Below are 13,800 nucleotides of genomic sequence, written 5' to 3'. Positions count from 1 at the left end.
GCGTAGACGATGCGAGTGACCCTGGACGACGGCTGGACCGCGACGGTGACGGACACGCCGCTCGCCCTCGCCCCCCGCTTCGAAGGAGGCTCCGTCCGGGTCGACCCCACGGTGGACAAGGCGGAGCGGGAGCGGTTCCTCGCGGAGACCTTCGGCAGCGGGGCACGGCTGTGGGACACCCCGGACGAGGTCCGGTTCGCCCCGGCCGACCGCGCGCTGGCGGGCGTCGAACTCCGGCTGCCCCGCGAGTCCGCCTCGGCCGCGGACTCCGCCCGCGTCCCGGACGCGCCCGCGGTCCGCCCGGGCGGGCTTCTCGCGGACGAGGTACGGGACTTCCGCCTGGAGACCTGCGCGGTGCTGTGCCGCGCCCCCGGGGACGCCGTGCTGACCGGGCTGCGGGACCTCGACGTCCTCGACGGCCCGCTGGAGGCCCGCATCGGCATCGCCCCCGATGTGGCGCTCCTCGTCCAGGACGGGGCGGTCGTCGGCTGGAGCCTGACCGACCCGGTCCGCCATCTGACGCCGTGGTTCACCGCCCCCGACCCCACCCCGCCCGCTCCCGCCACCCGTCGGCTGTTCACGGCGTGCCTGGACCTGATCACCGAGCCGCTGATCGACGACGTGATGGACGGCGATCCGGCCGCCCTGTCCCGCCTCCGCGCCACGGATGACGCCCTGCGCGCCCAGCCCGAGGACCGGCAGCGGGTCGACGCGCTGCGCGCGCTCGTCGCCGGCCTGGTCGAGGACTACGCCGACGGCCCCGCCGAGTAACCGACACCGTCGGTGTCGGTTACTCAAGTGCCGTACTGAAGCGGCGAGTTCGGGGTACCCGGAAGGCGGCCGGTCGACATCGGGACCGGGCCCCTGGGTGCTCACGAAGGAGTGGCAGATGACGACGCAGTACGGTGGTCGACCGACCGGACAGCCCCACGACGCTCCGCGGCCCGCGGCGAGCGGCAACGTGCTCAGCATCATCGCGATGGTGCTGGGCGTGGTCGCGCTCCTCTTCCTTCCGATCGTCTTCGGTGTCCTCGGCGTGGTGCTGGCCATCATCGCCAAGACCGTCCGGCACGAGCGGCTCGCGGTGCCCGCCCTCGTGGTCAGCGCCGTCGGCCTGATCGGCGGCATGGTCCTCGGCGCGCTGGTGGCGAGCATGAACTGACGGCCCGCCCGGTCCCGCCGTGGCCGGTCGCCGTCCCCCGCCCGGTGCGGTGGGGGGCGACGACCGGCCACGGCCTTTCTCATGCGCCCACGAGGTCGGGCGCGCGCAGCATCTCCGACGGGATGCCCCAGGCGTCGACCAGGTCGACCGCGAGGGGCCTGACCTTGCGGCAGAGGTCGTTGACCTCACGGCTGATCGCCTTGGAACGCTGGACCGTCAGCCGGCCGTGCTCCATGAACCACGCCCGGTCCGCCTCGATCGTCGACAGGGCGAACAGATCGCACAGCAGGCCCAGCGCGACCTTGTTCCCGCCCTCCGGCAGAGCGCGCGTCTTCTCGACGAACGCCTCCAGGACCAGCCGCTCGACATGGGCGTGGGCGAGCGCGATGACATGGTCCTGGACCTGCGAGAAGACGACGCCCGGGTCGCGCTTCTGGTCGATCCCGCGCTTGAGCCGCCGGGCCACGCCGGCGAGCATGTGCTCCTCGCGGTAGCGGAGCATGGCGAGCTGGTACTCCGAGTCGAGCAGACCGGCCTCCCGGTCCCACTCGTCACCGCCGGGCAGCAGGTCGCGGACCCGCTCCAGCAGCTTGTGGACCGAGGTCTTCTCGATGACCGTCTCCACGGCGAGGTTGGTGACGTACCGGACCGTGCCGAGCTGGTCCAGGTCCTCGAACTCGCTCGCGTAATGGGTGAGGAGGCCCTTGGCCACCAGTTGCAGCAGGACGTGGTTGTCGCCCTCGAAGGTGGTGAAGATGTCGCTGTCGGCCTTGAGCGCGGCGAAGCGGTTGACGGCGAGGTACCCGGCGCCGCCGCAGGCCTCGCGGCACTCCTGGACGACCCGGGTGGCGTGCCAGGTGCCGAGGGCCTTGGTGCCGGCGGCCCGTGACTCCAGTTCCCGCCGGGCCTGCGGGTCGTCCTCGATGCCGGAGAAGACCTCGTGCAGGCGGGTGCGCACGACGTCCTGGGCGAAGTGGAGCGCGTACGTCCGGGCGAGGAGCGGCAGCAGCCGGCGCTGGTGCAGGCCGTAGTCGAGGAGCAGCTGTTCCCGCGCGCCGGACGTCGCCTCGAACTGGCGGCGCCGTACGGCGTACTTGGTGGCGATCGTCAGGGCCACCTTGGCGACGTTGACCCCGGCGCCGCCGACGCAGACCCGGCCCTGCACCAGCGTGCCGAGCATGGTGAAGAAGCGCCGGTCGGGGTTGTCGATCGGGCTCTCGTAGACGCCCTCGGGGGTGACGTCGGCGAACCGGTTGAGGAGCGCCTCGCGCGGCACCCGTACCTCGTCGAACCGGATCCGGCCGTTGTCCACGCCGTTGAGGCCCATCTTGCGGCCGTCGTCCTCGATGTGGACGCCGGGCGCCGGCTCGCCGCCGACCCGGATGGGGACGACGAAGGCGTGGACGCCCTCGGATTTTCCGTCCACCTCCAGCTGGGCGAAGACGACGGCCAGTTCGCCGTGGCGGGCTGCGTTGCCGATGTAGTCCTTGCGGGCCTGCTCGCCCTGGGTGGTGATGACGAACTCCCGGCGGGAGGCGTCGTACCGCGCGACGGTGCCGATCGCCTGGACGTTGGAGCCGTGGCCGGTCTCGGTCATCGCGAAGCAGCCCATGAGCCGTCCGGTGATCAGGTCCGGCAGATAGGCCTCGTGGTGGCGCTCGGTGCCCAGATGGAGGATGGCGCCGCCGAAGAGCCCGAACTGCACGCCGACCTTCACCAGCACCGACAGGTCGCCGAAGGCCAGTGTCTCGAACGCGGCGATCGAGGCCCCCACATCGCCACCGCCGCCGTACGCGCTCGGGAAGCCCATGCCGGTCTGGCCCGTCGCGGCCATGGCGACCACGAGCTCGCGCACCCGCTCGCGAAAGGCGTCGAAGCCGAGTTCGTCGGCCTCCTCGAGCACGGAGGCGTACGTCGTCAGGTTGGTCCGGACGAGGTCGCGGATGCCGGCGTACTCACCGTCGAGCACCTCGGTCAACGCCCGGACGTCGACCTCGGGCTGGACGTAACCGCTCGCGGCGGGGGATGTGTCGGTAGCCATGCCACCTCGGTACCCCACCCGGGGACGATCAAGCAGCTGCCCCGCCGGGGCGCCCGGGCGGTCTCTCGACGGCGCACGAATATCGGTACGCTCCCCCTTGGCTTCACGGCGTCGACGGGGCCCGGACCGCCGCACACAGGGGATGATTCATCATGAGCAGCACGCCTTCCACCGATCTCTTCAGGCCGCTCCAGGAGGGCGATCCGGCCGTCGTGGGCGGATATCGCCTGGCGGCCGTGCTCGGCACGGGAGGCATGGGCAAGGTCTATCTCTCCTACACGCCGGGGGGCCGGCCGATCGCGCTCAAGGTGATCCGGTCCGAGTTCAGCGAGGACCCCGAGTTCCGGCGGCGGTTCACGCAGGAGGTCCAGGCCGCGCAGCGGGTGCAGGGCCTGTACACGGCGCCGGTCATCGACTTCGACACCGAAGGCGACCGGCCCTGGCTCGCCACCGCCTACGTACCGGGCCCCTCGCTCGCGCACGCCGTGGCCCAGCACGGTGGACTGCCGCTGCGCAGCGTGCTGTTGCTGGCCGTGGGGGTCGCCGAGGCGCTCCACGTGATCCATGGCGCGGGCATCGTCCACCGTGATCTGAAGCCCGCCAACGTGCTCCTGGCCTCCGACGGTCCCCGCGTGATCGACTTCGGCATCGCCCGTGCGGCCGACGCCACCTCGCTGACCGGAGCCGGCGTCAGCGTGGGCACCCCCGCGTTCATGGCGCCGGAACAGGCGTCGGCCGGTACGGTCACCCCCGCCACCGACGTCTTCGCCCTGGGGCAGATCGCGGCGTTCGCCGCGATCGGCTCCCCCGCCTACGGCGAGGGCTCCTCGCACGCGGTGCTCTACCGGATCGTCCACGAGGACCCCGACCTCAGCGGGCTGCCGGCGGAACTGCTGCCGCTGGTGACCCGCTGCCTCAGCCGCGACCCCGCCGCCAGGCCCAGCCCGGCCGAGGTCATCGAGCTGTGCCACGAACTGTCCCCCGTCGCGCTGCGCCAGGGCGAGGACTGGCTGCCGCAGAAGGTCTCCGGTTCGATCACCGAGCGGCTGCGCCTGCCCGAACCGGCGAAGACGCCGCCGCCGCGGCCCGCCGTCGCACCGACGCCGACCGAGGTCTCCTCGCCGAATCCGGCGCCGGGCGCGGTGAACCCGTACGCGCCGACCTCGTTCTCGACGCCTGCCGCGCCGACGCAGAGCGCGCCGGGGGCGCCGGGGCCCGTGCCGCCGCCCGGGCGGCCGATGTACCCCGGGCCGGGCCACCCCACCCCGGCCCCCGGCTACCCGTCGCACGCCACACCCGCTCCGGGCTTCCACACGCCGCCCCCCGGCGCCCACGCCGCCCACGCCCCCTGGGGGTTCCCGCCCCGTCCGAAGCCGAAGCGGACCGGTCTGATCGTGGCCGCGTCGGTGGTGGGCGCGATCGTCGTCCTGGGAGTCATCGGCTCCCTGCTCCCGGACGGGGGCGCCAAGGACAAGGGGAGCGGAACCAGCTCCTCGAGCGGTCGGGGCGGCAGCGGTGCGAGCGCCGGTGGAGCCTCCGACGGGGGCAAGCCGAAGGCCGACCCGAAGCCGGTCTCGTACCCGGGCATCGACCTGACGGCGGGTTACGAACTCATGCTCGCCGACAGCCCGCCGCGCCCGGTCGAGGGCGAGGACCTGGCCTACGGCAACGCGGACCTCTACTTCAGCGTCGTGAACTTCCTGGACGAGGCGAAGATCGGCACCGCGAACGGCAAGCTCGTCCTGCTGAACAACGCGCAGAAGGGCTCCCTGGAGACCTGCCGCGCCGAGACGCGCTACACCAAGACGATCGCCCTCGACCAGCTCAGCAGCGGGTCGGAGATCTGCGTGCACAGCGACGCGGGCCATATCGCGGTGGCCACCTACCGCGGCAAGTCGGGGAAGGACGAGCCCGGTTCGTACGTCACCGTCGACCTGCGGATCTGGCGCAACGCCGAAGAGCCGAAGAGCGACTGACCCCCGCGCTCTCGCCCTGGGCGACCGGTTCGTCCCGGCCGGCGGCCGGCCGGAGCACCACCGCCCGCGGGGCTATCCGAGGAAGCTCAGCCGCACCTGGCGCTCGGGGTTGTCCTTGTTCGTGTCGACGAGGCACACCGACTGCCAGGTGCCCAGCGTCAGGCGGCCCTCGACCACCGGGAGGGTGGCGTGCGGGGGCACGAGCGCGGGCAGGACGTGGTCGCGGCCGTGGCCCGGGGAGCCGTGGCGGTGCTGCCAGCGGTCGTCGGCCGGGAGGATGTGGTGGAGCGCGGCCAGCAGGTCCTTGTCGCTGCCCGCCCCGGTCTCGAGGATCGCCACGCCGGCGGTGGCGTGGGGGACGAAGAGGTTGAGCAGACCGTCGCGGCCCTCCGCCGCCTCCGCGAGGAAGTCGGCGCAGGCGGAGGTCAGGTCGGTGACCGTCTCGGTGTCGCCCGTGGTGAGGCTGAGGACGCGGGTGGTGAAAGTGGACATGGGGTCATCCTGCCGTGGGTGCCGGGTGAGCGCGCGGGTGCGCTGCGGGTACCCGGCCGGGCGGGGATCGATGTCCGGCGCGGGGAAGATCCCGGCCCGCCCCACGGTTGGTGGAATCGTGAACGATTTCGGGGTACGGGACGTGGACGTGGTGGTCGTCGGAGCCGGGCAGGCCGGCCTGTCGGCCGCGTACCACCTGCGGCGGACCGGCATGGAGCCGGACCGGGACTTCGTCGTGCTCGACCACGCTCCGCGGCCCGGGGGCGCCTGGCAGTTCCGCTGGCCCTCGCTGACCTACGGCAAGGTCCACGGGATGCACGCGCTGCCCGGGATGGAGCTGACCGGCGCCGATGGCAGCCGGCCCTCCTCCGAGGTCATCGGCGCGTACTTCACCGCGTACGAGGAGCGCTTCGATCTGCGCGTCCACCGTCCCGTCGGGGTCCGCGCGGTCCGGGACGGCGAGGGGGGCCGGCTGCGCGTCGAGACCTCGGAGGGGACGTACGCCGCCCGGGCGCTGATCAACGCCACCGGGACCTGGGACCGCCCCTTCTGGCCCCGCTATCCCGGGCAGGAGACCTTCCGCGGCCGCCAGCTGCACACCGCCGGCTACCCCGGCCCCGAGGCGTTCGCCGGGCAGCGGGTGGTCGTGGTCGGCGGCGGAGCCTCGGGGACCCAGCACCTGATGGAGATCGCGGACGTCGCGGCGGAGACCACCTGGGTGACCCGGCGCGAGCCGGTCTATCGCGAGGGCCCCTTCGGCGAGGTGGAGGGACGCGCGGCCGTCGCCCTGGTGGAGGAGCGGGTCCGCCGCGGCCTGCCGCCGCGGAGCGTCGTCTCGGTCACCGGGCTTCCGCTCAACGACGCGATCAGGAGCGCCCGGGAGCGGGGCGTCCTGGACCGCCTGCCGATGTTCGACCGCGTCACGCCGACCGGTGTCGCCTGGGACGACGGCCGGACCGTCGACGCGGACGTGATCCTCTGGGCGACGGGCTTCCGCGCCGCGATTGACCATCTGGCGCCGCTCAGGCTGCGCGAGCCGGGCGGCGGGATCCGGCTGGAGGGCACGCGCGCGGTGCGGGACGAGCGCGTCCATCTGGTGGGGTACGGGCCGTCGGCCTCGACCATCGGCGCCAACCGGGCCGGCCGCTCGGCGGTGACCGCGATCCGCCGTCTGCTCGACCGGGAACCGGCGGGGGTGGCGGCGGGGCGGTGAAAGCCGTCCGGCCCCACCGGCTCAGCCCGCCGTCGCCGCCCGCCGGTGGGCGTTGAACTCCGCCACGTTCGCCTCGTGGGCGGCGTAGTCGCCCGTGAAGCGGGTGTCCCCGGGCTTCACCGTCACGAAGTAGAGCCACTCCCCCTCGGTCGGCGCGATCGCCGCGCTCATCGCCTGCTCTCCGGGGTTCCCGATCGGCGTGGGGGGCAGCCCCTGACGTGCGTAGGTGTTGTACGGATTGTCGATCTTGGTGTCCGCGTGGGTGGTGTCCACCGTGGAACGGCCGAGGGCGTAGTTGAGGGTCGAGTCCATCTGGAGGGACATGCCGCGCGCGAGGCGGTTGTAGACGACCCGGGCGACCTTCCCCATGTCCTCGGTGGTGTCGGCCTCGGCCTGCACGATGCTCGCGATGATGACGGTCTGGTGCACGGTGACGCCGTTGCGCTGCGCCCCGGCGTTGATGTCCTCGGTGCCGAACCTCTTGGCCGCCGTGGCGACCATGTAGCGCAGCAGTCCTTCGGGGGTGGTCGCGGACACCACCGGATAGGTCGCGGGGAAGAGGTAGCCCTCGGGGTTTCCTCCGGCGGCGGCGGGCAGTCTCATCCCGGCCGCGCGGGTGGCGGCGATCCGGCCGGTGGTGCCCGGGGCGAGGGCGAGCGACCTGTCGACGGCGGCGTAGACCTGGGTCGCCCGCCAGCCCTCCGGGATCAGCAGCGTCCGCTCCTTCTCGACCGGGGCGGGCGGGGGCGTGTCACGCGGGAGGAGCAGCGGGACGGTGATGGCCGTGGCCACGACGAGGGCGGCGCCGAGGAGCAGGACGATGCGGCCGCGCCGGGTGAGCCGGGGGCGACGGCGGTGGTCGGGCGGCCAGTGCCGGTGCGTCATGGCCGCACGCTAACCCGGCGCCGCGGCGAAACCGGGGAGCGCGCACGCGGCGGCGCCGCCGGTCCCTGGGACGGGGTACCGGCGGCGCCGTGGCACTGCGATCGTCAGACGAGCCAGCCCAGGAAGTGGACGACGCCGGCGAGCAGGTTGGTGATGACGTTCATGGGGGTGCTTCTCCTCGTGCGTGTTCTGGTGTGGGACTGCGCGCTCACGGTCTGCAGCCCGTTGATCGCGCACCGTCATCCTCACGCGTCACAGGGGAGTCGGGCAACGAAAAGCGGGACGATCACACGTTCTGGGGAACAACCGATCCCACGTTCGTGTGTTCGCCGCCCGGGCCCGGGCCGGTGGAGGAGGCCGGCCCCGGGGAGGAGCCCTGCCCGGCGGACGGGCCCGGTGTGTCGGGGGCGTCCGGGGGCGAGCCGGGCGGGCGCGTCTGGGCGTCCCGGCGGACCAGCGCGGCATACCGACCGTCCCGTGCCAGCAGGTCGTCGTGCGTGCCGCGCTCGGCGATCCGGCCGTCCTCGAGGACCACGATCTGGTCCGCGTCGCGGACGGTGGAGAGCCGGTGGGCGATGGTGAGGGTGGTGCGTCCGGCGGAGAGCGCGTCGATGGCCTGCTGTACGGCGTGTTCCGTACGGGTGTCCAGCGCGCTCGTCGCCTCGTCGAGGATGAGCACCGGCGGGTCGCGCAGGATGGTGCGGGCGATGGCCAGGCGCTGCTTCTCCCCGCCGGAGAAGCGGTATCCGCGTTCGCCGACGAGGGTGTCGTACCCGTCCGGGAGCGAGGCGATGTGGTCGTGGATCTGCGCGGCGCGGGCGGCGGCCTCGATCTCCTCGTCGGTGGCGTCCGGTTTGGCGAAGCGCAGGTTGTCGGCGACGGAGGCGTGGAAGAGGTACGTCTCCTGGGAGACGACGCCGACGGCCCGGGCGAGGGTGTCGAAGTCCAGGTCGCGCACGTCGACGCCGTCGATCAGGACCCGGCCGTCGGTCACGTCGTACAGCCGGGGCACCAGATAGCTGAGCGTGGACTTGCCGGAGCCGGTGGGGCCGACGACGGCGAGGCTGCCGCCGGCCGGGACGGTGATGTCGACGTCGTCCAGGGTGGGACGGCCGGGCGCCTCGGGGTCGTAGCGGAACACGACCTTCTCGAAGCTCACCTCGCCGGCGATCTTCTCCAGCCGCACGGGGTCCGGGGATTCGGTGATGTCGACGGGGAGGTCGAGATACTCGAAGATCCGCTGGAAGAGGGCGAGGGAGGTCTGCATCTGCACGCCGGTGGAGAGCAGGCTCACGGCCGGCCGGAAGAGGCCCTGCTGGAGCGAGACGAAGGCGACCAGCGTGCCCAGGGAGATGGTGGGGCCGCCGGACTGGAGGGCGAGGCCGGCGGACCAGTAGATCAGCGCGGGCATGGCGGCCATCACGATGCCGATGGTGGACATCCGCCAGCGTCCGGCCATGGAGGAGCGCACTTCGAGGTCGACGAGGCGCTCGGACTCCCGGGCGAAGGACGCGGTGAGCGAGTCGGCGCGGCCCATGGTCCGGCCGAGCAGGATGCCGCTGACGGAGAGCGACTCGGTGACGGTGGCGGCCATGGAGGCCATCTGCTTCTGGCGCTGGGTGGTGATCTTCTTGCGCTCCCGGCCGACGCGGCGGCTGATCCAGACGAAGACCGGCAGCAGGAGCAGCGAGACGACGGTGAGCCGCCAGTCGAGCGCGAGCATGGCGACGATCGTGGCGACGACGGCGGTGAGGTTGGAGACGAGGGAGGTGGCGGTCGAGGTGACCGTCGCCTGCATGCCGCCGATGTCGTTGGCGATCCGGGACTGGACCTCGCCGGTGCGGGTGCGGGTGAAGAAGGCGAGCGGCATCCGCTGCAGCTGGGCGTAGACCGCGGTGCGCAGGTCGTGCATGACGCGCTGACCGACGGTGGTGGAGATCAGGGTCTGGAGGACGCCGAAGACGCTGTTCATCACGGCGGTGGCGATCATGCCGAGGGCGAGCAGGCTGAGCAGCCCGGTGCGGCCCTGCGGGATGGCCGTGTCGAGGATCTCCCTGAGGAGGAACGGCGAGGCGACCGAGACGAGCGACGAGGCGCCGACGAGCACGCCGACGACGGCGAGGCGGCCGCGGTACGGCCGGAAGAGCCGGAGGATGCGCCGCACCTGAGCGGGTTCCTTCGGCTGCGCGGGGTCGCGCGCGGGGGGTGTCCAGTCGGACTGGTCGTGGGGGTGCATGGGCTCCTACGCGGGTGTGACGACGCTGACGATCAGAGCGTAGCTCATCGTTACCTATACTCACAATGAACCAGGTCCTGATAATGTTCCCGGCATGAGCACCCCCGACGCCACGAGTTCGCCCGACGCGCGTACGCCGGACGCACCCCTGCCGGAGGCGGTCGCACCTCTGCCGGAGGCGGCCCCGCGCCCGCCGGACGCGGACGGGCTTCTCGCCGAGCAGCTGCTGCGGCTGACCCGCCGGCTCCACCGCATCCAGAAGACGCACCTGGAGCCGGTCGGCATCACTCCCGCGCAGTCTCGCCTGCTGCGGACCGTCGCGCATTACGACCGCCCGCCCCGGATGGCCGACCTCGCCGAGCGCCTGGAGGTCGTCCCCCGCGCCGTGACCAGCCTGGTCGACGCCCTGGAGGCCGCCGGCCGGGTCCGCCGCGTCGCCGACCCGAGCAACCGCCGGGTGATCCGCATCGAGCTGACGGACACGGGCCGCGCGACGCTGCGGGCGTTGCGCAGCGCGCGTCGGGGCGCCGCAGAGGACATCCTGGCTCCATTGACCGTCGATCAGCGCGAGGTGCTCGGAGGTCTGCTGTCCGCCCTGGTCGACCGTGTGCCGGAGCGCCACTGCTGACCGCGTCCGGCCGCGGCCCGCGGCGGGGACAGCCCCGGGCGTCCCGCCGAGGGGAGCCGTGCCATGCCACTGCTGGAGCCGAAGCCGCAGGCCCTGCGTCCCGGGCGGAAGCGCGGGCCGGCCCCCGACCGGGTCCCCGACCTGCAGGCCCGCGGCACCCCCCGCGGGCTGCGGGAGGAGCTGTCCGCGCTCATCGGCCCCGAGAAGGTGCTCTCGACCATCTCCGACCTGGTGCGGTACGCCTCCGACGCCAGCCCCTACCGCTTCGTCCCCCAGGTCGTGCTGGTCCCCGAGACCGTCGACGACATCTCCGCGATCCTGTCGTACGCCCACGGCAAGGGCCGCGAGGTGGTCTTCCGGGCGGCCGGGACCAGCCTCAACGGCCAGGCACAGGGCGAGGACATCCTGGTCGACGTGCGCAGGCACTGGGCGGGCGTCGAGGTCCTGGACGACGGCGCTCGGGCCCGGATCCGGCCCGGCACCACCGTGCTGCGGGCCAACGCCGCCCTCGCGCGGTACGGCCGGGTCCTCGGCCCCGACCCGGCCAGCGCCGTCGCCTGCACCATCGGCGGGGTCGTCGCCAACAACGCCTCGGGCATGACGGCCGGCACGACCCGGAACTCCTACCGGACGGTCTCGTCCCTCACCGTCGTCCTGCCGAGCGGCACCGTCGTCGACACCGCCGACCCGGCCGCCGACGAGGAACTGGCCCGCGCCGAGCCGCGCCTGTGCGCGGGGCTGCTGGCGCTCAAGGCCGAGATCGAGGCCGACGCGGAGCTGACGGCCCGTATCCGCACCAAGTACGCGCTGAAGAACACCCACGGGTACCGCCTGGACGCCTTCCTCGACGGCTCCACCCCGGTGCGGATCCTGCGCGGCCTGATGGTCGGCTCGCAGGGCACCCTCGGCTTCCTCTCCGAGGTCGTCTTCGACACCGTGCCGCTGGACCGCGCGGTCTCCACCGGCCTGCTGTTCTTCCCCTCGCTGCCGGCGGCGGCCGCCGCCGTGCCCCGCTTCGGCGAGGCCGGGGCGGTCGCCGTCGAGCTGATGGACGGCAACACGCTGCGCGCCTCGGTGAGCGTCGCCGGGGTCCCGGCCGACTGGGCGGAACTGCCCCCGGAGACGGCGGCGCTGCTGGTGGAGTTCCGCGCCCCGGACCCGGCCGCCCTGGACGGGCACGAAGCGGAGGCGGCCCGGCTCGTGGCGGATCTCGACCTCGTCGCTCCCGTCGCCTCCGTCTCCGCCACGGGCAACGCCTTCACCCGCGACCCGAAGACCATCGCCGGGTACTGGAAGGCGCGGAAGGCGTTCGTCACCGCCGTGGGCGGCTCGCGCCCCTCCGGTACGACGCTGATCACCGAGGACTTCGCGGTGCCGCCGGCCCGTCTCGCCGAGGCCTGCGCCGAACTCCTCGACCTCCAGGCGCGGCACGGCTTCGACGCGGCCGTCGCGGGCCACGCCCTCCACGGCAACCTCCACTTCCTCCTCGCCTTCGACGCCGCCGACCCCACCGACATCGAGCGGTACGCGACGTTCATGGACGCGTTCTGCAAGCTGACCGTGGAGCGGTTCGACGGCTCGCTCAAGGCCGAGCACGCCACTGGCCGCAACCTGGCGCCGTTCCTGGAGCTGGAGTGGGGGCCGAAGGCCACCGAGCTGATGTGGCGGATCAAGGAGCTCGTCGACCCGGACGGGCTGCTCGCCCCCCGGGTGGTCCTCGACCGCGACCCGCAGGCGCACCTGCGCAATCTGAAGACGATCCCGAAGGTCGAGGCGGTCGTCGACCCGTGCATCGAGTGCGGCTTCTGCGAACCGACCTGTCCCAGCGCCGACCTGACGACCACTCCTCGCCAACGGATCGTGCTGCGTCGGGAGATGATGCGTCAGGCCGACGGTTCCCCGGTCGAGGCCGGGCTCCTCGCCACGTACGGCTACGACGCCGTGGACACCTGCGCCGGTGACTCGACGTGCGGGCTCGCGTGTCCGGTCGGGATCGACACCGGGGCGCTGATGCGGGAGTTCCGGCACGTCCGGCACTCCCCGCGGGAGGAGCGGATCGCCGCGCTCGCCGCCCGCGGCTTCGGCGCCGTGGAGGCCTCGGCCCGGCTCGCCCTCGCCGCCGCGGAGCGGCTGGACGACCGGCTCCTGGGCTCGGTGACCGGTCTCGTGCGCAAGGCGGTGCGGCCCGATCTCGTACCGGAGTGGCTGCCCGGGATCCCCGGTGCGGCGGCCCGCCGGCTGCCCCGCACGGACCGGCCCTCGGCGGTCGCCGTCTACTACCCGGCCTGCGTCAACCGGATCTTCGGCGGACCCGAGGGCACGGCCCGGGGCGGGCCGTCGCTGCCCGAGGCGATGGTCGCCCTCTCGGCCCGGGCCGGGATGCCGGTGTGGATCCCGGACGACGTGGCCGGGACGTGCTGCGCCACGATCTGGCACTCCAAGGGGTACGCCCGCGGCAACGCGGTCATGGCCGACCGGATCGTGGAGGCGGCCTGGGGGTGGACGGCGGGCGGGCGGCTGCCGCTGATCGTCGACGCCTCCTCCTGCACGCTCGGGCTCGCGCGCGACGTGGTGCCGCACCTCACCGCGCGGAACCGCGAGTTGCACGCGGAGCTGACCGTGCTGGACTCGCTGGAGTGGGCGGCGGACGAGCTGCTTCCGCGCCTGGAGGTCCGGCGCCGGGTCGGCTCGGCGGTGGTCCATCCGACCTGTTCCATGGGGCATCTGGGCCACGAGGGGCTGCTGACCACCGTCGCCCGGGCCTGCGCGGACGAGGTCGTCGTCCCGGACGACGCCGGCTGCTGCGCCTTCGCCGGAGACCGCGGGATGCTCCACCCGGAGCTGACCGCGGCCGCCACCGCGCGCGAGGCGACGGAGGTGACGGCCCGCGCCTTCGACGCGCACCTGTCGGCGAACCGGATGTGCGAGATCGGCATGGAGCGGTCGACCGGGCGGGCGTACGAGTCGGCGGTACTGGCCCTGGAGCGCGCGACCCGCCCCTGACGGGCCTCCGCGACCGCCCGCGGCCGGCGCCGGACCGCTGAGCATGCCCGTGATCCTGGGGACTCATGGCACGCGAGTGACACGCGGGGTGTCCAGGCGCCTCGTTCGATCATGGCGGGTTCTGGGTGCGTACGCCGGAAATTCGATTGCCGCCCGGGGCCCGT

Annotated in this window: 10 protein-coding genes; 6 read left to right on the top strand and 4 right to left on the bottom strand. The window is 73.3% G+C overall.

The features are described from left to right. Positions 1-9: 9 nt before the first annotated feature. Both ACZ6RC_RS15915 and ACZ6RC_RS15910 read left to right on the top strand, forming a co-directional pair. Positions 10-771: a hypothetical protein gene (locus tag ACZ6RC_RS15915; RefSeq protein ID WP_469583156.1), complete on the top strand. Its 762-nt coding sequence runs from the start codon at positions 10-12 to the stop codon at positions 769-771. A 118-nt stretch (positions 772-889) separates the two neighbouring features. After that, the gene (locus ACZ6RC_RS15910) at positions 890-1,162 is read left to right on the top strand and encodes a hypothetical protein (protein ID WP_391138168.1); all 273 of its coding nucleotides are present in this window, start codon (positions 890-892) and stop codon (positions 1,160-1,162) included. Between the two features lie 79 nt (positions 1,163-1,241). On the opposite strand, the gene ACZ6RC_RS15905 is transcribed toward ACZ6RC_RS15910, so the two are convergent. Beyond that, positions 1,242-3,203: an acyl-CoA dehydrogenase family protein gene (locus tag ACZ6RC_RS15905; protein WP_469583153.1), complete on the bottom strand. Its 1,962-nt coding sequence runs from the start codon at positions 3,201-3,203 to the stop codon at positions 1,242-1,244. Between the two features lie 152 nt (positions 3,204-3,355). On the opposite strand from ACZ6RC_RS15905, the gene ACZ6RC_RS15900 reads away from it, so the two are divergent. Beyond that, positions 3,356-5,179 (top strand): serine/threonine-protein kinase, encoded by a 1,824-nt coding sequence (locus ACZ6RC_RS15900; protein ID WP_469583150.1) that lies wholly within the window; start codon positions 3,356-3,358, stop codon positions 5,177-5,179. Positions 5,180-5,251: 72 nt separating this feature from the next. Here ACZ6RC_RS15900 and ACZ6RC_RS15895 read toward each other — a convergent pair whose 3' ends face one another. After that, positions 5,252-5,671 carry a secondary thiamine-phosphate synthase enzyme YjbQ gene (locus ACZ6RC_RS15895; protein WP_469583147.1) on the bottom strand — a complete coding sequence of 140 codons (420 nt, stop codon included), beginning with the start codon at positions 5,669-5,671 and terminating at the stop codon, positions 5,252-5,254. A 118-nt stretch (positions 5,672-5,789) separates the two neighbouring features. Between ACZ6RC_RS15895 and ACZ6RC_RS15890 the strand changes: the two genes are divergently transcribed. Continuing rightward, positions 5,790-6,884, top strand: a complete 1,095-nt coding sequence (locus ACZ6RC_RS15890; RefSeq protein WP_469583144.1) for an NAD(P)-binding domain-containing protein — start codon at positions 5,790-5,792, stop codon at positions 6,882-6,884. 21 nt (positions 6,885-6,905) lie between these two features. On the opposite strand, the gene mltG is transcribed toward ACZ6RC_RS15890, so the two are convergent. Together mltG and ACZ6RC_RS15880 are read right to left on the bottom strand one after the other, a co-directional pair. Then, positions 6,906-7,769 (bottom strand): endolytic transglycosylase MltG, encoded by an 864-nt coding sequence (mltG, locus tag ACZ6RC_RS15885; protein ID WP_391138184.1) that lies wholly within the window; start codon positions 7,767-7,769, stop codon positions 6,906-6,908. A 286-nt stretch (positions 7,770-8,055) separates the two neighbouring features. Beyond that, positions 8,056-10,005, bottom strand: a complete 1,950-nt coding sequence (locus tag ACZ6RC_RS15880) for an ABC transporter ATP-binding protein (protein ID WP_469583141.1) — start codon at positions 10,003-10,005, stop codon at positions 8,056-8,058. 94 nt (positions 10,006-10,099) lie between these two features. Between ACZ6RC_RS15880 and ACZ6RC_RS15875 the strand changes: the two genes are divergently transcribed. Further along, complete coding sequence (locus ACZ6RC_RS15875; RefSeq protein WP_391138190.1) at positions 10,100-10,633, top strand: MarR family winged helix-turn-helix transcriptional regulator; 534 nt, start codon at positions 10,100-10,102, stop codon at positions 10,631-10,633. Positions 10,634-10,696: 63 nt separating this feature from the next. Beyond that, positions 10,697-13,636 (top strand): FAD-binding and (Fe-S)-binding domain-containing protein, encoded by a 2,940-nt coding sequence (locus tag ACZ6RC_RS15870; protein ID WP_469583137.1) that lies wholly within the window; start codon positions 10,697-10,699, stop codon positions 13,634-13,636. Positions 13,637-13,800: the final 164 nt, after the last annotated feature.

Source organism: Streptomyces sp. NPDC048353, from assembly GCF_055587165.1.
This window is presented reverse-complemented; position numbering and strand designations above follow the sequence as displayed.